General features: G+C 74.8%; 19 protein-coding genes and 1 pseudogene. 8 read left to right on the forward strand and 12 right to left on the reverse strand.

The window, feature by feature from the left end; translation table 11 throughout:
• Nucleotides 1-17 precede the first annotated feature (17 nt).
• Nucleotides 18-497, forward strand: coding sequence for a (2Fe-2S)-binding protein (locus IE245_RS09600; RefSeq protein ID WP_189946334.1), 480 nt, complete (start codon nt 18-20; stop codon nt 495-497).
• Nucleotides 498-547: 50 nt separating this feature from the next.
• On the forward strand, nt 548-1,003 hold the full coding sequence (locus tag IE245_RS09605) for a MarR family winged helix-turn-helix transcriptional regulator (RefSeq protein WP_189946335.1): 456 nt from the start codon (nt 548-550) through the stop codon (nt 1,001-1,003).
• Between the two features lie 36 nt (nt 1,004-1,039).
• Here the strand turns inward: IE245_RS09605 and IE245_RS09610 are convergent, their stop codons facing one another.
• The 5 genes from IE245_RS09610 to IE245_RS09630 form a co-directional block, all read right to left on the reverse strand.
• The gene (locus IE245_RS09610; RefSeq protein ID WP_189946336.1) at nt 1,040-2,161 is read right to left on the reverse strand and encodes an NAD(P)/FAD-dependent oxidoreductase; all 1,122 of its coding nucleotides are present in this window, start codon (nt 2,159-2,161) and stop codon (nt 1,040-1,042) included.
• A 162-nt stretch (nt 2,162-2,323) separates the two neighbouring features.
• The gene (locus tag IE245_RS09615) at nt 2,324-3,151 is read right to left on the reverse strand and encodes a hypothetical protein (protein WP_189946337.1); all 828 of its coding nucleotides are present in this window, start codon (nt 3,149-3,151) and stop codon (nt 2,324-2,326) included.
• Entirely contained in the window at nt 3,151-4,425 is a 1,275-nt protein-coding gene (locus IE245_RS09620; RefSeq protein ID WP_189946338.1) for a VWA domain-containing protein, read from the reverse strand. The genes IE245_RS09615 and IE245_RS09620 overlap by 1 nt, the downstream gene beginning before the upstream one ends.
• Nucleotides 4,426-4,537: 112 nt before the next feature.
• The gene (locus IE245_RS09625; protein WP_189946339.1) at nt 4,538-5,338 is read right to left on the reverse strand and encodes an endonuclease I family protein; all 801 of its coding nucleotides are present in this window, start codon (nt 5,336-5,338) and stop codon (nt 4,538-4,540) included.
• 200 nt (nt 5,339-5,538) lie between these two features.
• Entirely contained in the window at nt 5,539-6,003 is a 465-nt protein-coding gene (locus tag IE245_RS09630; protein ID WP_189946340.1) for an Lrp/AsnC family transcriptional regulator, read from the reverse strand.
• Between the two features lie 138 nt (nt 6,004-6,141).
• On the opposite strand from IE245_RS09630, the gene IE245_RS09635 reads away from it, so the two are divergent.
• Nucleotides 6,142-7,254, forward strand: a complete 1,113-nt coding sequence (locus IE245_RS09635; RefSeq protein WP_189946341.1) for an asparaginase — start codon at nt 6,142-6,144, stop codon at nt 7,252-7,254.
• Nucleotides 7,255-7,569: 315 nt separating this feature from the next.
• Complete coding sequence (locus tag IE245_RS09640; RefSeq protein ID WP_189946342.1) at nt 7,570-8,367, forward strand: aminoglycoside adenylyltransferase family protein; 798 nt, start codon at nt 7,570-7,572, stop codon at nt 8,365-8,367.
• 1,025 nt (nt 8,368-9,392) lie between these two features.
• On the opposite strand, the pseudogene IE245_RS09650 reads toward IE245_RS09640, so the two are convergent.
• A pseudogene (locus IE245_RS09650) lies at nt 9,393-9,689 on the reverse strand (dihydrodipicolinate reductase); the annotation flags it as partial.
• Between the two features lie 90 nt (nt 9,690-9,779).
• Nucleotides 9,780-10,238 (reverse strand): GNAT family N-acetyltransferase, encoded by a 459-nt coding sequence (locus IE245_RS09655; RefSeq protein WP_189946343.1) that lies wholly within the window; start codon nt 10,236-10,238, stop codon nt 9,780-9,782.
• 155 nt (nt 10,239-10,393) lie between these two features.
• On the opposite strand from IE245_RS09655, the gene IE245_RS09660 reads away from it, so the two are divergent.
• A complete protein-coding gene (locus IE245_RS09660; RefSeq protein WP_189946344.1) occupies nt 10,394-11,161 on the forward strand; it encodes a L,D-transpeptidase family protein in 768 nt (255 codons plus the stop codon).
• Between the two features lie 48 nt (nt 11,162-11,209).
• On the opposite strand, the gene IE245_RS09665 is transcribed toward IE245_RS09660, so the two are convergent.
• A complete protein-coding gene (locus IE245_RS09665) occupies nt 11,210-12,577 on the reverse strand; it encodes an NAD(P)/FAD-dependent oxidoreductase (protein WP_189946345.1) in 1,368 nt (455 codons plus the stop codon).
• Between the two features lie 57 nt (nt 12,578-12,634).
• Between IE245_RS09665 and IE245_RS09670 the strand changes: the two genes are divergently transcribed.
• Nucleotides 12,635-14,221 carry an aspartate:alanine exchanger family transporter gene (locus tag IE245_RS09670; RefSeq protein ID WP_189946346.1) on the forward strand — a complete coding sequence of 529 codons (1,587 nt, stop codon included), beginning with the start codon at nt 12,635-12,637 and terminating at the stop codon, nt 14,219-14,221.
• A gap of 180 nt (nt 14,222-14,401) precedes the next feature.
• Here the strand turns inward: IE245_RS09670 and IE245_RS09675 are convergent, their stop codons facing one another.
• Nucleotides 14,402-15,958: a flavin-containing monooxygenase gene (locus IE245_RS09675; RefSeq protein ID WP_189946347.1), complete on the reverse strand. Its 1,557-nt coding sequence runs from the start codon at nt 15,956-15,958 to the stop codon at nt 14,402-14,404.
• Nucleotides 15,955-16,551, reverse strand: coding sequence for a TetR/AcrR family transcriptional regulator (locus tag IE245_RS09680; RefSeq protein WP_189946348.1), 597 nt, complete (start codon nt 16,549-16,551; stop codon nt 15,955-15,957). Before IE245_RS09680 ends, IE245_RS09675 begins: the two co-directional genes overlap by 4 nt.
• A gap of 165 nt (nt 16,552-16,716) precedes the next feature.
• Between IE245_RS09680 and IE245_RS09685 the strand changes: the two genes are divergently transcribed.
• Entirely contained in the window at nt 16,717-17,562 is an 846-nt protein-coding gene (locus IE245_RS09685) for a class I SAM-dependent methyltransferase (protein ID WP_189946349.1), read from the forward strand.
• A 44-nt stretch (nt 17,563-17,606) separates the two neighbouring features.
• On the opposite strand, the gene IE245_RS09690 is transcribed toward IE245_RS09685, so the two are convergent.
• Nucleotides 17,607-18,770: a YncE family protein gene (locus IE245_RS09690; RefSeq protein WP_189946350.1), complete on the reverse strand. Its 1,164-nt coding sequence runs from the start codon at nt 18,768-18,770 to the stop codon at nt 17,607-17,609.
• 470 nt (nt 18,771-19,240) lie between these two features.
• Complete coding sequence (locus IE245_RS09695; protein WP_189946351.1) at nt 19,241-19,750, reverse strand: polyadenylate binding domain-containing protein; 510 nt, start codon at nt 19,748-19,750, stop codon at nt 19,241-19,243.
• Between the two features lie 178 nt (nt 19,751-19,928).
• On the opposite strand from IE245_RS09695, the gene IE245_RS09700 reads away from it, so the two are divergent.
• Complete coding sequence (locus IE245_RS09700) at nt 19,929-20,630, forward strand: ribonuclease H family protein (protein ID WP_189946352.1); 702 nt, start codon at nt 19,929-19,931, stop codon at nt 20,628-20,630.
• The last annotated feature ends 25 nt before the right edge of the window (nt 20,631-20,655 follow it).

Here is a 20,655-nt window from a genome sequence, read left to right on the forward strand (position 1 = left end):
CCCTCCCGGAGCTCCCCGTGCCCCAGCACACCTTCATCCTCAACGGCAAGGCCGTCACCGCCGAGGTCGAGTCCGACGTCCGGCTCCTGTGGGTCCTCAGGGACGTCCTCGGCGTCACCGGGCCCAAGTACGGCTGCGGGGTCGGCGTCTGCCGGGCCTGTACGAGCCATCTGAACGGCAAGGCGTTCACGCCCTGCGCCGTGCCCGTCGGCGAGCTCGCGGCCGACGACGAGGTCACCACCATCGAGGGGCTGCCCGACACCGTCGGCGCCGACCTCCACCCGATGCAGGAGGCCTGGCTGGACCTCGACGTCGCCCAGTGCGGCTACTGCCAGCCCGGCCAGATCATGGCGGCCGTCGACGCGGTCCGCCGGGCCCGGGAGGCGGGCCGCGAGGTCACCGAGGCCGACCTCGACGAGCTGCGCAACATCTGCCGCTGCGGCACCTACCACCGCATCCGGCAGGCGGTCCTCGAAGGGGCCCGCCGCATGCCCTGACGGGCTCCCGGAAGATAGTTCGTGCCGCGAAGGGTAGGTACTCTGTCGGCATGGCGAAGGACGAGGGTGAGCGGATCGGAGTGGTCGGCGCGCTGGTGCGCTCCGCGTTCCTGGTGAACACCGCGTACGCGGAGGCCGCGCACGCGTACGGGCTGACGCCCCAGCAGGGCCAGCTGCTCTGCGTCCTGATGCCGGGGCCGACCGGGATGGGCGAGCTGGGCGCCAAGCTCGGACTCGCCAAGTCCAGCCTCACCGGCCTGGTCGACCGCACCTCCAGGCTGGGCTTCGTCGGCCGCGAGGCCGACCCGGACGACGGCCGGGCCGTGCGGGTCGTCCTCACCGAGGAGGGCGCCCGTCTCGCCGACGCCTTCTACACGGAGGCCTGCCGCCGCATCGACCTGCTGCCCTCGGGGCTCGACGGCCCCGAGCGGGAGCGGCTGGCCGAGCTCCTCGGCCGGGTCGTCGTGGACAACGAGGTCCCGGAGGTCTTCGCCGACCGGCGCTGAGCCCGCCTCCTCCGGAGCTACGCGCCTCCTCCGGGGCTACGCCCCGCCGGTGCCGGCACCCGTGCCGAACAGTTCGGCGAACCGGCCGGTGAAGAGGTCGCCGCCCTTGTACTCGCAGACCGTGGCGGCCGGCAGGACCAGCGGCCCGTCCGGGGACGGGAACTGTCCGACCCCGCCGAGCGGCCCGAGCGGCAGCAGCACGGAGGGGACGGGGGAGGGCGCGTACGTGACCCCCGGCTCCTCGCCCCGCACCCGGGCCAGGATGTCGGCCGCGACGACCTCCGCGTGCCGCATCGCGTACCCGGCCATCTTGGCCTCCTCCAGGGCCGTGACGTCCCCGATCGCGTAGACCCGCTCCTGGCCCTCGACCCGCAGGCGCTCGTCGACGCGCAGCTGCCCCCGCGGGGTGAGCGCGCCGGCCGGCTCGTCCGCGAGGAAGCCGCCGTTCACGCTGCCGCCGTGGGCCCGGAACCAGATGTCGGCGGTGAGCGCGCCGCCGTCCGAGGTGCCCACCGTGAAGGTCCCCGCGCGGCCGGGACCGGCCGGCGGCTCCTCGGTGAGCGTGACGCCGAGCCGCACCTCCACCTTCAGCTCCTCCAGCTGGCGGGCGAGGTCCTCGCGGAGCTCGGGGTCGAAGCCGGGGAGGAGCGCCTCGCCCGGGTCGACGAGGGTGATCCGCTTGTCGGGCCAGACGGCCCGGACCTCGCCGGCCAGCTCCAGGCCGACCGGGCCGGCACCGCTGATCAGTACGTGGCCGGCACCGGCCAGTTCCTCGTGGGTGGCGCGGAGCAGGGCCAGGGCCTCGGCGGAGGAGTCGGTGGCGAACTTCGCCGGGTACGGGTAGGCGGAGCCGGTGGCGACCACCACGTAGTCGGCGTCGACGCGTTCCCCGGAGGCGAGGGTGACGCCGCGGGCGTCGACCGAGACGGCCCGGTCGCGGACCACCCGGCCCCGGGAGAGGAGCCGGTCGTACGGGAAGAAGACGTTCGGTGCCCACTCGGGCCGGACGAGGGCCCGCAGCGCGCCGGCGGCGTGCACGAAGGCGTCCTTCGGGTCGACGAGGACCACCTCGACGCCCGCCTCGGCGTCCGCTTCCAGCGCCTTGACGAGGGTCGAGCCGCCGTAACCCCCGCCGATGACGGTGACGATCGCGTTCATGTCCGTGTTCCCCTCCGGAAGAAGCCCCCGGGCGGCGCACCCGCCCAGGTAGTTCGTGCTACGAACCATATAGTTCGTGTCACGAACTGTAAACCCGGTTCCGGCCCGGACGCGCGAAGGCCCCCGCCGCGTGCGCGACGGGGGCCTTCGGAAGGGGGCGGCTCAGGTGGCGGGCGGCACCCGCGGCGGACGGCCCGCACCCCTGGTCAGGGCGTGGCCGCCGATGCCCGCGAGCGCGGCGAGGACACCGCCGGCCGCGGTCCAGAGCCAGCGGTCGGACCACCGGCCGGAGGACCAGCCGTCCTCGGGCGCGGCCGCCTCCACGGCGGTCCGGCGGTCCTCCTCCTCGGCCTGCTCCGCCGGTTCGGCCGTGGTGGCACCCGGCACCAGCGGCGCGGCGAGCGCCCCGTCGGTGGCGTACGCGCCGCCCTTGTCGGAGACGTCGACGCCGACCCGGGCCGAGAACGACTGGCCCAGGTCCTCCTCCGGCAGCCCGGTGACGGTCAGCCGCACGTAGTAGCTGCCCGGCAGCGGGTCGTTCGCCCAGGCGTCGGCGGAGGCCCGCACCGGCCGCAGCACGCAGGCGAGCTCCAGTGACGCCGCCTCCTTCGCGGCGGTGCGCGACTGGGCTCCGTACATGCACGGCTGACGGCGGCGCAGGCCGTCGTACACGTCGACCCGCCAGGTGGCCGGGCCGTGCCGCAGGGCGCTCTCCGGCAGCGTCACCGTCGCCTTCACGGTGGGCCGCTCGCCGGTGTCGGCCGGGAACACCCAGTACAGGTAGTCGCCCGTCGCCGCCTGCGCGGTGGCCTCCTGGCCGGGGCGGAAGGCGGCGGCGGTCCGGAAGGTGGTGCCGGCCTCGGTGGGGCCGGCGTCCTCGCCGGCCGTGGCCGATGGGGTGGGCGCGTCGGCGAGGGCGCCCGGCGCGGCGGGGCCGAGGAGGGCGGCGCCGGCCAGCGCGGCCGCCGCGAGCATCCGTACGGTACGCATCAGTGGGTCCTCCAGACGGCGACGCGCCAGCGGGACAGCCAGCCCCAGATCAGACCGGCGAGGAAGCCGGCGAGCACCAGCGCGCCGAGGAGCCACCAGCCGCGGCCGAGGCCGAAGGAGGCGACGTCCGAGGCGCTCGCCGGGCCGTCCACGACGTCGACGGTGAGCTCGATCGGCATGCCGGGCGTGGTCTTCACCGCCGGGGGCGCGGAGAAGGAGTTGCTGACCTGGAGGCAGACGGTCTCGGCGGCCGGCTTGTCGTCGCCGTCCGCGTCCTGCGCCTCCGGCTTCGGGTAGCGCAGTCCGGTCGAGATGACGTCGGTGCGGCCGTCGCCGGCCTCCGAGCCACGCACGATCTCCCGTCCGTGGCGGGTGACGGCGCGCAGCAGCACCCCGTAGTCGTCGTTGACGGCCCGGTCGGCGGAGACGCTGACGGAGGCGCGCAGCTCCTGGCCGGGCAGCAGGTCGACCTTGTACCAGCGGTGCTCGCCGAAGGCCTCCCGGTCCGTGTAGAGGCCCGGCGTGAGCCGCGGGGCGTCCGCGCAGCGCCCGGCGCCCTCGGTGGCGACGGGGGTCACCACCGGGTCGGCGGCGCGGTCCACCAGCTGGCGGACCCGCCGGGAGAGTTCGTCGGTGCGGTGGACGGAGGTGTACGTGCCTCCGGTGGCCTCGGCGATGCAGGTGAGCTGCTGCCGGGTCTTGGCGTCGGGGACCAGGCCCAGGGTGTCGATCACGAGGTGGATGCCCTTGGCGGCGATCTCGCGGGCCACCTGGCAGGGGTCGAGCGGGGCGCAGGTGTCCTCGCCGTCGGTGATGAGGACGATCCGCTTGGTCGCCCCGTCCTCGCCGAGGTCGTCGGCCGCGCCGAGCAGGGCCGGACCGATCGGGGTCCAGCCGGTGGGGGCGAGGGTGGCGACGGCGGCCTTCGCCTCGGTCCGGTCGAGCGGTCCGACGGGGTACAGCTGGCGGGTGTCCTTGCAGCCGCGCTTGCGGTCGTTTCCGGGGTAGTCGGCGCCGAGCGTGCGGATGCCGAGCCTGACCTCCTCCGGCACCGCGTCCAGGACCTCGTTGAAGGCCTGTTTGGCGGCGCTCATCCGGGACTTGCCGTCGATGTCCTTGGCCCGCATGGAGCCGCTGACGTCGAGGACCAGTTCGACCTTGGGGGATTCCTTCGCCGCCGGTCCGTCGGCGGAGGCGCTCGCGGGGAGCAGCGCGGCGGTCAGGGCGACGAGCAGTGCGCAGACCCCGGTCGCCAGCCGTTTTCTCGTGATCATCGGCGGATCGTATTGATGATCCTCCGACAATCCAAAACCGGGGTCCGGCTCCCCGTCGGTCCGGAACCGGGCGGGGAGCCGGACGGGGAGCCGGACGTGCGGCCCTGACGGGCTACCAGATCGCCTCGACCCACTCCGGGTGGTCGATGAACGGGTTCCGGTTGCCCTGGTAGGAGTTGAAGATGATGTCGTTGCGGCGCTCCTCGAAGGCGCTCGGCGGGTCCTGCTCGTTCCACTGCTTGAGGACCGAGAGGCGGCCGTGCCAGGGGACGCTGCCGTTGGCGGTCGACTCGTTGGGCTCCAGGTCGGGCCAGGCGTCGTCGCCCTCGTAGCGGACGGCCATGTAGAGGATCATCCGGGCCACGTCGCCCTTGTCGGCGTTGCGAGGCTCGAAGGAGTTGGAGTCCGTGTAGCTGCCGGTGGCGCCGCTGACGGCGCTGCCGCCGAGGTCCCAGTCCTTATTGCCGCGGATGCTGTTGACCTGGACGTCACAGGCGCGCAGGTGGTGCAGGTCCGTGCCGGGGCCGGCCGAGGTCCCGAAGCTGCCGTGGGACTGGGCCCAGACGTGCTCGCGGTTCCAGTCGCCGACGTCGCCGCCGTTGAGCGCCTTGCTGCGCGAGGCGCCGCTGTACAGCAGGACGACGTTGTTGGTGTTGTTCGGGTCCTGGTCGGTGACCTTCAGGGCGTTCCAGACCGCGTCGTACGAGATCTTGTTCTGGCTGCTGATGATGGTGTGCAGCGCCGACTTGAGGCTGGTGCCGGTCTTGCCGACGGCGTTCTTGTAGTACGTGGTGTCGTACGCGGTCGTGGTGGCGGCCGCGGGGGTCGCCGTCACCACGGGGAGCGTGAGTCCGGCGACGGCGGCCGACAGCGCCGCCCAGACCTTCCACCTGCGTATCCGTGCAACCGACATGGGGGCCCTTTCCCGGGGACGGGCACGCGGACGACCGCCGTGCGCCCGGCTCGAGGGGACGGCGTTCTACGCGTGTTGACTTCGTGTCACCGGGGAGGGTCGCACGGGAGAGGGGGTTGTCGTGTTACGGACAAAGAGCCATTCGGTGACGTTCTCGCATACGCGGCGGCCGCGGGCGGGCGAGTCGCGCCACTTCGGCCTCAGGCGCCCCGGAGGTCCACCGGCATCCCCTTCGGCTCCTTGATCCGCTTCATGATGATCTGGGAGTTCACCTCGGTGACCCCGGCCAGCGCCGTCAGCTGTTCGATCCAGAGCCGCTCGTACGCCGAGAGGTCCGCCACCGCGATCCGCAGCAGGCACCCCGGGCTGCCGAAGAGCCGGTACGCCTCGATGACGTCCGGGATCGACTGGAGCGCCTCCTCGAAGGCCTCCACCGTCTCCCGGTCGCGCCTCACCTCGACGGAGACCAGCACCTCGAAGCCCCGGCCCACCGCCTCCGGGTCGATGACCGCCCGGTACCCCCGGATCACTCCGTCCTGCTCCAGCTGGCGCACCCGGCGCAGACAGGGGGAGGGGCTCAGGCCGACCCGCTGGGCCAGCTCCTGGTTGCTCAGCCGGCCGTCCTGCTGGAGCTCGCGCAAGATGTGGAGATCGATTCGGTCCATGGCGCGATTATCTGCCACGGTGAAACATTTCTGCGCCGGGATTGGCAATCGCCTGCTCCTCCTTCTGGCCTACCGTTGCCGAGATGGCCCCGGAACCGGGCGGGGCCGCGGCACACCAGGCACGGAGAGGCGGCGGACATGCAGCGGACGAACGACGGAAGCCCGCGGCGGATCGTCGTCATCAGCACCGGCGGCACCATCGCGAGCCGCTGGCAGGGGACCGGCTACGCGGCCGACGCCTCCGGCGACGACGTCCTCGCCACCGCCCCGCTGCCCGAGGGCGTGACGGTCGAGGTCCGCGACCTCTTCAACGTCAACAGCTCGCTCCTCACCGCCGCCCACCAGCTCGTGCTGCTCCGCACGGTCCACGAGACCCTGGCTGACCCGGGCGTCGACGGCATCGTCGTCACCCACGGCACCGACACCCTGGAGGAGACCGCCTTCCTCCTGGACCTCCACCACGACGACGCCCGCCCGGTCGTCCTCACCGGCGCCCAGCGCCCCTTCGGCACCGGCGACGGCGACGGCCCCGGCAATCTGTACGACGCCCTCCAGGTCGCCGCGACCGTCCGCGACCTCGGCGTCCTCGTCGTCTTCGACGGCCGCGTGCACGCCGCCCGCGGCACGGTGAAGACGCAGACCCTCGCCGCGGACGCCTTCTCGGACCCGTCGGCCGAGCGCCTGGGCCGGGTCGGATTCTCCCGCGTCGACATCGAGCGCCTCCCGGACCGTCCGGCCGTCCTTCCGCTGCCGGCCGCCGCCCGCACCGCCGACCCGGCCGCGGGCCGGGGCGCGCTGCCCCGCGTGGACGTCGTCCTCCACCACACCGACGGCGACCGGCTCCACTTCGACGCGGCCCTCGCCGCCGGGGCCCGCGGCATCGTCCTCGTCGCCACCGGTGCCGGCAACGCCACCCCGGAGATCGCCGAGGCCGTCGCCGAGGCCACCGCGCGGGGCGTCCTCGTCGCCGTCACCACCCGCGTCCCGGCCGGCCCGCTCGCCGAGATCTACACCGGCGGCGGCGCCGTCGACCTCGTCGCCAACGGCGGCCTGCTGGCCGGCACCCTGCGGGCCGCCCAGGCCCGCATCGCCGTCCTCTCCGTGCTCCTCGCGGAGACCGACGGCGACGACCCGGCCCGCCGCACCGCCCTCCTGCGCCGCCTCCTCGAAGGCCCGGTCCGCCCCGCTCCCGCCCTCGCCACCGGTGCCTCCCGCGAGGCCGCCCCCACCCCGGTCCCGACCCGGGCCTGACGGCCCGGCACCCTCCGGCGAGCGGCCCCGGCACCGGCTCGCGGGCGTCGCCCCCTCCTCCGCCCGCGAGCCGGAAACACTTCCCGTACGGCCCCGGTTCCTCCCCGCGGGAGCGGGAGGCATCCCCTGCACGGCCCCAGTTCCTTCCCGCGCGAGCGAGAAGCCCCCCAGTACGACCCCGGTTCCTTCCCGCGCGAGCGGAAGCACCCCCTGCGCCCCGGTTGTCTCCGGCGCGAGCCGAAACACCCCGGTACGCCCCCGGTTCCTTCGGTACGGTGACGGACTCCCCGTCCCCGACCGCCGCCAGGAGCCCCCGTGCCCGAAGCCGGAGCGACCGCGAGCGCGGACGCCACCGCGCAGGCCCGGCACGTCGTCCGCGTCGTCCGCGAGGTCCTCGGCGACCGGGCCGTCCCGGCCGCCTGCGTGCACGGTTCCGCCGTCCTCGGCGGGCTGCGGCCCACCAGCGACGTCGACGTCCTCGCGGTGCTGAGCCGGCCGACCACCGCGGCCGAGCGCCGCGCCCTCACCGACGCGCTGCTCGCCGTCTCCGGCGCGCGGGCGTACGAGGGCCCCGCCCGGCCCGTCGAGCTGAGCCTGGTCGTCCACGCCGAGGTCCGTCCCTGGCGGTACCCGCCGGTCTGCGAGTACCTCTACGGCGAGTGGCTGCGCGACGACTTCGAGGCCGGGGTCACCCCCGCCCCCTCGCCCTGCCCCGATCTGGCCCCGCTGATCACCATGGCCCGCACCGGTGACGTCTCCCTGCTCGGGCCGCGCCCGTCCGAGCTGTTCGACCCGGTTCCCGATGCCGACCTGCGGGCGGCGATCGTCGCGGGCGTGCCCGGGCTCCTCGCCGATCTGGACGGCGACACCCGCAACGTCCTGCTCACCCTGGCCCGGATCCTCACCACCCTCCGCACCGGCCGGATCCGGTCGAAGGACGCGGCCGCCGCCGCGCTGCTGCCGGAGCTCCCGGAAGCGCACCGGCCGGTGCTCGCGGCGGCCCGGGCCCAGTACCTGGCGGGGGAGTACGGCTCCTGGGCGGACGCGCTGCCCGCCGCGCGGGCCCACGCGGCGTACGTCGCCGGGGAGATCGAGAGGGCTCGCCAGGCCTGAAGTTACCCGTCGGTTTCTCGTGACTTCCTCGGCGGTCGGTCGTAGAACATGTTCCCCTTCGCTCACGAGTGAGGAAGATCGCATGAGTGAATGCCCCTTTCCGCCCAGGGAATTCACGGGGTCAGCCGCCGCCGCTTCCTGACGGGAACGGGTTCCGTTCTCGGCGCCGCCGCCCTGGCCGGCACTCTCCCCGCCCCCGCCCGCGCCCAGGTCCCCGGCCTCGACGTCCGCCCCGTCCCCGCCGACTCCCGCGTGCGCGTCCTCGTCGTCGGCACCGGACACGGCGGCTCCGTCGCCGCCCTCCTGCCGGCCCGCGCCGGCGTCGACGTCCACATGACCGAGATGGGCATGGCCTGGGACACCGCGGGCCCCGACGGCAAGGTCTTCGCCAACACCACCGTCCCCGACCACCGCTCCCTCTGGCTGCGCACCCGCACCAAGCAGCCGCTGAGCCAGTTCCTCGGCTTCCCCCTCGACAAGGACGTGTCCCGGCACACCGGCATCCTCGACGCCGAGGACTTCGCCGGCATCACCGTCTACCAGGGCCGCGGCATCGGAGGCGGCTCCCTCGTCAACGGCGGCATGGCCGTCACCCCGCTCCGCGAGCGCTTCCCCGAGATCCTCCCCACCGTCGACCCGGCCGAGATGTACGCCACCCACTACCCGCGCGCCAACGCGGGCCTCGGCGTCACCTCCGTCGACGAGGCCTGGTGGGAGGGCACCGACGCCTACCAGTACGCGCGCGTGGGCCGCAAGCACGCCCAGCGCTCCGGCTTCCCGTTCGTCTTCGTGCCCGACGTCTACGACCGGGACCACATGAAGCGGGAGGCCGCCGGAGCCGTACCGAAGTCCGCCCTGGCCGGCGAGGTCATCTACGGCGACAACCACGGCAAGAAGACCCTCCGGAAGACCTACCTCGCCCAGGCCGCCGCCACCGGCCGGGTCACCGTCGCCGCCCTCCACCGGGTCACCTCGGTCACCCCGGCCGCCGCCGGCGGCTACACCGTGGCCATCGAGCAGATCGACACCACCGCCCCCGCGGCCACCGCCCGCACCACGTCCTCCAGGGCCCCGTCGGGCCGCGCGTCCCCGGAGGCCGCGTACACCACGGCCCCCGGCCGTGCGCCCAGGACCGCCCCGACGTCGTCGGTCGCGACCACGCCGAGCCCGTGCCCGAGGCCCGCGAGCGCGCCCGCGTCCCGGCCCGCCTTCGCCGGGTCGGCGACGAGGACCGCCGCGAGTTCGAGCCCGGGATGGGCGTCCACGGCCCGGATGGCCGCCCGCCCGACATTTCCGGTCCCCCACACCACCGTCCGTATCATGCGCGGAGGGTAGCGCCGGGCGACGGAGGTTCCCAGAGCCGCGACGAGAAGACCTGACGCCCGGTCAGGCGACTGTTCCCAAGGCGGATATCACGTCAGGCGCAGCGTCACGTACGGGATCGTGTCCCCCGGCAGCACGTACCGCTCCACCTCCGTGAAGCCCCGCGCCAGCGCGAACCGCAGCCCCTCCTCGTTCGAGGCGAGGACCACCGTCTCCACCCCGTCGCCGCCCAGCGTCCGCGCGTGCGCGAGCCCCCGTTCGTACAGCGCCGTCCCGTGACCCCGCCCCCGGTATTCCGGCAGGATCCGCGCGATCACCGTCGCCGCCGGCGTCTCCCCGTCCGGCGGCCGCACCGTCGAGCAGCCCACGGCCACCCCGTCCAGATACGCCACGTCCAGCCGGTTCCGCCCGGCCCGCTCCCGCACCTCGTCCTCGGTCAGCACCGCCGTCGGGATGACCGCGTTGTGGACCGCCCGCCAGTCGGCCAGCCGCCGCCCGTCCGCCGCCGGAACCACCCGCAGCTCCCCGTACGCCTCAAGATCACTCATTCCCGTACCCAACCCGGTCCCCGCCCGCCGGTCAACCCGGTTCCCCCCCCACCGCCCGCTCCGCCGTACGGGTGGGCCACCGCCGCCCCGCGCAGCGCCGCCCGCCGAACGGGTACGGATCGCTCCACTGCCCCCGGCCAGGAGGATGCCTTCCCATGCCCGCCTTCGTCCGCAAGGGCGCCCCCGCGCTCCTCGGCGCCGGCACCCTGTGCGCGGCCCTGCTGCTCACCGCCTGCGCGCACCCGGAACCGACCGGCCCCGCCCCGGCGACCGCCCCCGCCCCCGAGAAGAGCGCGGCCGCCCCGGCCACCGACGCCCGCCCCCGCACCGCCCCGCGCGTTCCCGGCCTCGGCCCCCTCACCCAGGCCCGGATCCCCGACGGCGCCACCCAGGCCCTCGTCGTCACCGGCGCCACCGAGAACAGCAACACCGCCACCGCCGTCCTCCACCAGCGCGCCCCCGGCGGCCGCTGGTACGAGGCCGGCGGCCCGTGGCCCGCCCGCAACGCCCTCAAGGGCTGGACCGCCGACCACTCCGCGGGTGACCTGCGCACCCCCATCGGCGTCTACCGCATCGGCGACGCCGGCGGCCGGCTGCCCGACCCCGGAGCCCGCCTCCCCTACGACGAGGACCCCGAATTCGCCATCAGCGGCACCGGCTTCCGCGGGGAGTCCCTCGAAGGCTCCTTCGACCACGTCATCGCCATCGACTACAACCGGGTCCCCGGCCGCACCCCGCTCGACAAGGAACGCCCGCTCGGCGCGGCCAAGGGCGGCGGCGTCTGGATCCACGTCGACCACGGCGGCCCCACCCAGGCCTGCGTCGCCCTCGACCGCGACGACCTGCGCACCCTGCTCGTCGCCCTCGACCCGGCCGCCGAACCCGTCGTCGTCATGGGACCGGCCCCCGAACTCGCCCGCTGAGCGGGCGGAGCCGGAGGCCGGGCGGGACGCGGGGAGCGGGAGGCGGACTCAGCCGACCGCTCCCCGGAACGGCTCGGTGTGCTGCCGGATCTGGTCGGGCGTCAGGTAGGCGTCGGTGTACTCGAAGTCCCGCAGCGTCCCCGCCTTCGACGCCAGGAACCCGGTGCGCACGTAGTCGTCCCCGGCCACCGCGTTCAGCAGCCAGTTCGTCATCACCCGGGTCTTCGCCACGTTCGTCCGCAGCGCCGCCCAGTGGTAGCCGCGCGCCACCGCCTGGGCCGCGGGCCCGTGCAGCTCCACGCCCAGCGGCTTCGACACCCCGTCCATCCCGCCCAGGTCCACCACCAGACCCAGGTCCTTGTGCGTGTACGGCCGCGGGGACCCGCCGCGCAGGGTCGACACCAGGTTGTCCGCGAGCGCCTTGCCCTGCCGCATCGCGTGCTGCGCCGTCGGAGGGCAGATCGCGCCCTCCTCGCCCTTCGCCAGATCCGGCACGGCCGCCGCGTCACCCAGCGCCCACACCCCGTCGGTCCCCGGCACCCGCATCTCGGCCGTCGTCACGAGCCGGCCGCGCACGGTCTCCGCGCCGACCGTCCCGACCAGCGGGCTGGCCGCCACGCCGGCCGTCCAGATCAGGGTGCGGCAGGGCAGCACCCGACCGTCCGTCAGGGTCACGTTCTCGTCGTCCACCGAGGCCACCGACACCCCCAGCGAGACCTGGATGCCCCGCTTCGTGAGGATGTCCATCGCCGCCGCGCCCAGCTTCTCGCCCAGCTCCGGCATCAACCGGGGCGCGATGTCCACCAGGTGCCACTTGATCAGGGCCGGGTCGAGCCGCGGATAGCGCTTGACCGCGTTGTGGGTGAGCAGCTGCAGGCAGGCCGCCGTCTCGGTGCCCGCGTATCCGCCGCCGACGACCACGAACTGCAGCCGGGCCGCCCGCTCGGCGTCGTCGTCGCTCGCGTCCGCCAGGTCCAGCTGGGCGATCACGTGGTCCCGCACGTAGACCGCCTCCGCCAGGGTCTTCATGCCGCGGGCGTGGTCGGCGAGCCCCGGGATGTCGAAGGTCCGGGTCACGCTGCCGGGCGCGAGCACCAGATGGTCGTAGGGCTCGACGTCGTACTCCCCGGAGATCGTCCGGACCACCACGGCCTTCGCCGCCGTGTCCACGCCCACCGCGCCGCCCGGCACGATCCGCGTCCGGTGCCGCTGGCTGCGCCGCAGCGACAGCGCCACCGACTGGGGCGTCAGGACGCCCGCCGCCACCTGGGGGAGCAGCGGCAGATAGAGCTGGTACGAGAAGGGGGAGAGCAGCGTGATGCGCGCCTCCCGCTCGGTCAGCCGCCGTTCGAGCCGCTTCACACAGCCCACGCCGGCGAACCCGGCGCCCACCACGAGGATCCTCGGTCGCGTCACGCTTGCCGCCTTCCCTATGAGCGTGCAATGTGCCGTCCCCTGTGACTGCATAGGGACATGTGGCAATTTTTCGCTGACTATCCGTGGTTTACCCTTTTTATCGTCATTGCATCAGGATCGCTCTTCGGCATGGTCCGCTTCGGTCCCGTGAAGCTCGGCGCGGCCGGCGTCCTCTTCGTCGGACTGCTGGTGGGAGCGCTGGACCCGGACGTCGGCGCGGCGGTCCCCGCGGGGCTGTCCGTCCTCGGCCTCGCCCTGTACGTGTACACGGTGGGCCTGGAGGCCGGACCGGCCTTCTTCCGCGAGCTGCGGCCCCAGCTCGCGGTGATGGCCGGCGCGGTCGTCGCCCTCGTCCTCACCGCGCTCGCCGTCGGCGTCCTCGGCAGCGGACTCCTCGACATCCCCGGTCCCTTCCTCGCCGGCGGCTACGCGGGCATCGGCACCACCACCCCCGGCCTCGCCGCCGCCCAGGCCGCCTCCGACGACCCCACCCAGGCGGCCACCGGCTACGCGATCGGCTACCCGCTGGCCGTCATCCTCACCATCCTCTTCGTCGCGGCCGTCGCCGCCGCCCGGAACTGGCCCGGCCGCCGCGACCCCGGCACCGGCCTCCCCGACCGGCTCGTCACCCGGACGGTCGACGTCACCCGCCCCGCACGCTGGGCCGACGTCCCCGGCACGGCCTCCGGCGACCTCCTCGCCAGCGCCCACCGCCCGGCGGGCGGCACCGTCCACATCGTCGACGGCGGGGATCCCGGGCCGCTCGCCCCCGGCGACGCGCTCGTCCTCGTCGGCGGCCCCGAGGCGGTCGCCGCCGGCGTCGCCGCCCTCGGCACGGAGGCCCCCGAGCACCTCCTCGACCACCGCGACGTCGTCGACTACCGCCGCATCCTCCTCACCAACCCGGACCTCGCCGCCCGCACCGTCGCCGAACTCGGCCTCGGCCCACGCTTCGGCGCCCGCGCCACCCGGGTCCGCCGCGGCGACCAGGACCTCCTCGCCCACGACGACCTGCTGCTCCAGCTCGACGACCGCGTCCGCGTCGCGATGCCCCGCGAACGCACCGCCGACGTCACCGCCCACCTCGGCGACACCGAGGCCAAGGTCAGCGAGGTCAGTGCCGTCAGCATGGGCCTCGGCCTCGCCGCCGGCTTCCTCATCGGCATCCCCACCCTCACGATCGGCTCCACGGCCCTCTCCCTCGGCACCGCCGCCGGCCCCCTCGTCATGGCCATGCTCCTCGGCCGGCTCCGCCGCACCGGCCCCCTCGTCTGGGTCCTGCCCACCCGCGCCAACCTCACCCTGCGCCAGATCGGCCTGCTCGTCTTCCTCGCCTGCGTCGGCCTCACCTCCGGCTACGCCTTCCGCCGCGACGCCTTCTCCGTCTTCGGCCTCAAGCTCCTCGCCGTCCTCGTCGCCGGCGCGGTCCTCAGCTACGCCCTGATGGTCCTGGTCTGCCGCCTCCTCGGCCAGAGCCGCCCCCGCACGATGGGCCTGCTCGCCGGATACGTCGGCAATCCCGCCATCACCGCGTACGCCAACGGCCGGGTCTCCGACAGCCGCGTCAACACCGGCTACGCCACCCTCTTCGCCCTCGCCATCCTGGTGAAGATCGTCTGCGTCCAGCTCATCGTCGGCCTCTGACCGGCGGCCTTCCCGTCCCCGGGACACGTTGCCCGAGGACCCCGCACGGAAGACGGCGCCCGCCCGTCACCACGTACCGGGCCGGCCTCTTCTCCGGCGACGGCGAGGTCACCGCCCCCACCGTCCAGCAGTTCCTCCCGGACCTCACGGACGACTTCAAGACCTCCATCGAGCGTCTGGTCACCTGAAGCGCAGCTCGGGATCGGACACGCTCCCGTCCCTCAACAGCCTCACGTCCGCGCGGTGGTCCACCGACGTCCGCCACGGCCCCCGGTCGCCCTGGCGGGGCAGCTCGTCCGCGGCGCGCCGGACGTACCCCGCGCCGAGGTCGAACAACGGCCGGGTCGGCATGGCGGGATCGGCCGGCTCGGGGCGGCAGACGGTCAGGCCGCGCGCGTCCATGTGCCGGAGCAACCGGCAGAGGTGCTCGCCGACCAGGTCGATCTTCAGCGTCCAGGACGCGTGGGTGTAGCCGATCGCGAGGGCGAGGTTCGGCACCCCGGACAGCATCAGCCCCTTGAAGACGACGGTGTCCGCGAGGCGCACCGGGGCGCCGTCGACGGTGAGCGCGATGCCGCCCATCAGCCGGACGTTCAGACCGGTGGCGGTGACGACGACGTCCGCGTCGACGTGCCGGCCGGAGGCCAGCTCCACGCCGGTCTCGGTGAAGGCGGCGATCCGGTCGGTCACCACCGTCGCCCGTCCCTCCCGGACCGCGGTGAACAGGTCGCCGTCGGGCGCGGTGCACAGCCGCTGGTCCCACGGCTCGTACGGCGGGTTGAAGTGCTCGTCGACCGGATAACCGGGCGGCAGCCGACGGGCGTTGAGCCGGCGGATCAGGCGGCGCGCCGCCTTCGGGTACCGCCGGCAGAAGCGGAAGAACACGCTCTGCAGGAGGACGTTCTTCCGCCGGATCAGCGCATGGGCGCGCCGCTCGCCGAGGCAGCGGCGCAGGGCGTCGGCGAGCGCGTCGTTCCGGTTCACCGGCAGGACGTACGTCGGTGTCCGCTGCACCATCGTCACGTGCGCGGCGCTGCCGGCCAGGGCGGGCACCAGCGTGACGGCGGTCGCGCCGCTGCCGATCACCACGACCCGCTTCCCCGCGTGATCCAGGTCGTCCGGCCAGTGCTGCGGGTGCGCGATCGTGCCGCGGAACCGCTCCCGGCCCTCGAACGCGGGGGTGAACCCCTCGTCGTAGCGGTAGTAGCCGCCGGCGGCGACCAGCCAGTCGCAGGTCAGCGTGGTCGACTCGCCCGTGTCGGCGCGCTCCGCCTCCACGGTCCACAGGGCTCGTTCGTCCGACCAGGAGGCGGCGCGCACCCGGTGGTGGTGGCGGATGGCCCCGTCGAGACCGTGCTCGGCCGCCGTCTCGCGCAGGTAGTCCCGGATCCGGGAGCCGTCGGCGATGGCCTGCCGGTCCCGCCAGGGCTTGAAGGCGTAGCCGAAGGTGTGCAGGTCGGAGTCGGACCGGACGCCGGGGTAGCGGAAGAGGTCCCAGGTGCCGCCGAGGCGGGCGCGGGCCTCCAGGATCGCGAAGCTCTTCCCCGGCAGCTCCCTGCGCAGGTGGCAGGCGATGCCGATGCCGGACACCCCGGCGCCCACGACGAGGACGTCCAGGTGTTCGACGCCTGCCGCCGCGGTTCGTCCGGCCCGTCCGTCGGGTTCGGCCCGCTCGCCGGGTCCGGCCCGTCCTCCGGATCCGACGGGTGCGCCCGCGTCCGCCGTCGCGTCGCTCATTCCGCGCCCCCGCCCGCGACCAGGGCGGTCACCAGGCGGCGGATCGCGGGGCGGGGGTCGGGGGAGCCGGGCCAGGTGGTCATCAGGAGGTGGTGGCCGGCGCCGACCAGGGCGAGGGCGACGGAGGCCGGGTCCAGGGAAGCGGGGGTGCGGCCGAGGGCGCGTTCGGCCTCCAGGTAGCCGGCGACGGCCTCCTCGACCGAGGCGAAGCCCGGCGCACCGGCCGCCAGGGCCTCGCGGACGCGCAGCGCGGCGGCCGGGCGGGCCATGGCGAGGCCGGAGAGCGCGGGGCCGCCGGAGTCGAAGAGGGCCTGGACGACCGTGTCGAGGTTGCCGGCCACCGTCCCCCGGCCGACCAGCCCGGCGAGGGCCCGCGCGCTCGCCGTCGTACGGGCGAAGCGGTCGAGGCACAGCTCGGCGACGAACTCGTCGAAGCCCTCGAAGTGCGCGTGCAGCAACCCCTTGGCGCACCCCGCCTCCGTGGTCACGGACCGGCTGGTGAGCGCCCCCGGACCGTCCCTCTCCACGACCCGCTCGGCCGCCGCGAACAGCCGTTCGCGCACATCCGGCGTCGCCACTCCACGCGGTGACATGAACCCGCCGTCCTCTCCGTCGTACGTCGCTCGTGCCTTCCGGCGTCCGGCCGCCGGGGTCACCTGGATCGTAGACGGGATTGCCGGAATGGGCACCTGCCCATACTGTGGGCCGCACGAGAATGGGCGACCGCCCATTCTGGTCCGTCACTCACGGAGGCAGTCGTGACCGTCATCGTCAACACCGCGCAGGAGCAGGCCTGGAACGGCCCGGAAGGCGCCCACTGGGCCCGCCACCAGGACCGCTGGAACGCCGTCAACGACGGCTTCAACGAGCCGCTGCTCGACGCCGCCCGCATCGGGGAGCGCCACCGCACCCTCGACATCGGCTGCGGCGCCGGCCGGACCACCCGGCTCGCCGCCCTCCGCGCCCCGCGGGGACACGCCTCCGGCCTCGACCTCTCCGGCCCCATGCTCGCCGAGGCCCGCGCCCTGGCGGAGGCCGAAGGCGTCCGGAACGTCACCTTCACCCGGGGCGACGCCCAGACCCATCCCCTCGACGCGAGCGCCTTCGACGCGGCGATCAGCCGCTACGGCGCCATGTTCTTCGCCGACCCCGAAGCCGCCTTCGGGAACATCGCGCGCGCCCTGCGCCCCGGCGGCCGGCTCGCCCTGATCTGCCCGTCGGACCCCGGCCTCAACGGCTGGGTCACCGCCATGGCCTCCCTGCGCGGCATCCTGCCCGTCGGCGACTTCGCCCGCCCCGGACATCCGGGCATGTTCTCCCTCGGCGAGCCGGACCGCGTCCGCGCCGTCCTCACCGCCGCCGGCTTCACGGCGGTCACGCTCGAAGAGACGCGCGCGTACGGCACCTGGGGCCGGGACGCCACGGACGCGGCGGACTTCCTCCTCGCCACCGGCCCCGGCCGCCACCTGATGGACCGGGCCGACGGGCCCGCGCGGGCCCGCGCCCGCGCCGCCCTCACCGACCACCTGCGCGCGCACGAGCAGCCCGACGGCACCGTCAGGCTGCTCAGCACGGCGTGGCTGATCACGGCGGACAGGGCCTAGGGGGGAATCCCTGAGAGGTTCGGAAGCCGACCAGGGCCCGGCCCCTAGAGGACGACCACGCCCAGCGGGCGCGAGCCCGCCGCGAGGCGCTTCACCTCGCCCGAGCCGAGGTCGACGACGCTGATCCCGTCCCAGTACCCGTCCCGGGTGAAGCCGCCGGTCACGTACGCGGTGCGGCCGTCCTTCGACACGGCGACGTCCTCGTGCGGCCCGTCGAGCGGGTAGACCCGCTCCCTGCCCCCGGGCGGCCGGACGGTCAGCGACGGGCCCCGGTCCTCGCTCGGGTCGATCGGCCCGGTGCCGACGGCGTACAGCGTCCCGTCCGCCGTCACGGCCGCCCCGTGCTGGTGGGTGTTCGCGGTCATGTCCTCGATCTCGACCCGGCCGGTGGCCGGGTCGACGACGGCGAGCCGCTCGCCCTCGAACGGCAGCAGCAGCTTCCCGTCCGAGGGGCGTACGGCGGTGTAGTGCGGCTTCAGCCAGGAGCCGAGCCCGCCCTCCGTGCCGTACGGGGCGACCTCGACGCGCCGGGCGTCGAGGGAGTCCGCGTCGACGACGGTCACGTCGAAGGAGTCGTGGTTCGTGGCGTACACGGCGGACCCGTCCCGGCTCACGTCCACGTCGAACGGCCGGCGCCCCACGCCGACCACGTCCACGACCTCCACGGACGCGGTGTCGATCACCTCCAGGGTGCCGTTCCCGCCGGGCACGTTCACCCCCACGTACACCCGCTTCCCGTCCGGCGACAGCGCGATGCCCATCCCGCCGCCCCGGTACTCGCCGGTGGTCACCGGCCCGCTGTCCGTCCGGTACGGGACGAGGGCCAGGCGACGGCGGGTGTCCGTGTCGACGACGGCGACGCCCTCGGCCGTCGCCACCCAGGCCCGCCCGTCCTCACCGAGCGCCAGCCCGTACGGCGCGGTGCCCACCCGTACGGAGCCGGTGGCGCCGCGTGCCGGATCGACGAAGGTCACCGTGTCCGACCCGAAGTCGCTGACGAGCAGCGTCCCCGCCGCGGGCTTCGCGCCGGACTCGGCGGAGGGTGGGGGAGTGACGGTGACGGCGGGGGCGGGAGCCGCGCTCGCGGACCGGCCCGGCGCTGCGGCGGGAGCCTCGTCGGCCTGGGCGCATCCCGACAGCAGCGCCCCGGCGACGGCCGCGGGCAGCAGGACGCGAGCGGTTCGGGACGTGCGGGGGATCTTCGTCATCTCGGCTCCTCGGATACGGGACAGGAGGAGGACGCCGCGCGGACCCGGCCCCTCCCGTACCCCGATCCTCCGGCCTCCGGGCACCCCGCTCTTTCGCCCGCCCGTCCACACCCTCCGACCCCTCCGGTGGACCCGGGGGTCCACCGATCGGACGACGCGAGGCGCGGGTCCGTGTACCCCGCGTGTCCGGGTGCGAGGGTCGTGGGGGCGCCCGTCGTCCGGAGCGGACCGGGGACCAGGCCGTGCCGCACCGTGACGGGGATCTCGAAGCGCCGGTCCCGGCGTGCGGCGGGGAGTCGGTCACCGTCATGGGCACCAGGGCCGAGCCCCTGGAAATGGCGGCGGAGGACGGCGGCCGCGTCCGGACCGTCGTACGCACCGGCGCGGCAGCGACGCCCGATCCGTGCGTACCGCCCCGCGGCGGCCTCGTCGCCGGCGCCGCTTCCCTGTACCGCCCCGGGGCGCGCGTCTCAGCCGCCCTGGGGCAGCGAGCGCATCGCGACGACGCCGGCGTGACCGGTCGGGCCGCCCTGGCCGGGGGTCGCGGCGGGGCCCTGGAGGCCCGCCGGGCCCGGCAGTCCCGCGGGGCCCGCCATCCCGGGCTGGCCGGGCATCGGCTGACCGGGAACCGCGGGAAGGGCCGGAGCCGACATGCCCGGCTGCCCCGGCATCCCCGGCTGACCGTGCATGCCCGGCTGCCCCATCGGCGACGGGCCCGGCAGCCCGGGCCGGCCCATCGGCGGCTGCCCGTGCATCCCCGGCCCGCCCATCGGCGGCTGGCCGTGCATCCCGGGCTGGCCCGGCACGCCCGGCATCCCCTGGAGGCCCGTCGGCTGCTGCTGCGTGGGCGCGGGAAGCTTGATGTAGCGGCTCAGGTCCCGCAGCACCTCCTCCGCGGTCTGGCGCACGTCACCGGGAACGTCCCCCCGCTCCCGTATGAGCTGGGCGTAGATCGGTGCGGTGCCGTCCGCGTGGTTCATGGAGTCCGTCGCTTCCTGTCAGCTGGGTCGGTGCCGCGCACCGGCGGGCAGACGGCGAGTCTACGGGGAAGCGCCGACGGCGCGTGGCGCGGGGAGCCCGCCGCCCCTCGCCCGGGGGACCCCGTACGAACACCGCCGACGGCCCCGAGCACACCCCCGCCCGTGTCAGGATCGAAGGATGCCTGAGAAGATCATCGCCGCGTGTGACGGCGCGTCCAAGGGAAATCCCGGCCCCGCCGCCTGGGCCTGGGTCATCGGCCGCGCGGACGGCACGCTGGAGCGCTGGGAAGCCGGACCGCTCGGCCGCGCCACCAACAACGTGGCCGAACTCACTGCCCTGGAACGGCTCCTGGAAACCCTGGATCCCGCCGCCCCCGCGGAGATCCGGATGGACTCGCAGTACGCCATGAAGGCCGTCACCACCTGGCTGCCCGGCTGGCGCCGCAAGGGCTGGAAGACGGCCGCCGGCACCCCGGTCGCCAACAAGGACCTCGTCGTCCGCATCGACGCCCTGCTCACCGGCCGGGACGTCGACTTCGTCTACACCCCCGCGCACCGGACCGGCGGCGACCCCCTCAACGACGCCGCCGACCGGGCCGCCAGCCACAGCGCCCGGACCCAGGAACCCCTCGGCTCGGACGCCGGCTCCGCCCTGCCGGACCCCGAGCCCGCCTCCGCGCGGGTCTCCGCGCCCCGCACGCCCCGGGCGCGCTCCTCCGCGCCCGGCGGATCCACCGCTTCCGGTGCCCGCCGGAGTCGCCCGTCCGGCGGCACCCTGAAGGCCAAGTTTCCGGGCCGCTGCCGCTGTGGGCGTGCCTATGACAAGGGGGAGAGCATCGCGAAGAACAGTGAGGGCTGGGGCCATCCCACCTGCGTCTGAGCACTGAGGCCGTCCGAGGGGCGGG

Origin of the sequence: Streptomyces roseolus (assembly GCF_014649855.1) — a bacterium.
GTDB classification, from domain to species: Bacteria; Actinomycetota; Actinomycetes; order Streptomycetales; family Streptomycetaceae; genus Streptomyces; species Streptomyces roseolus.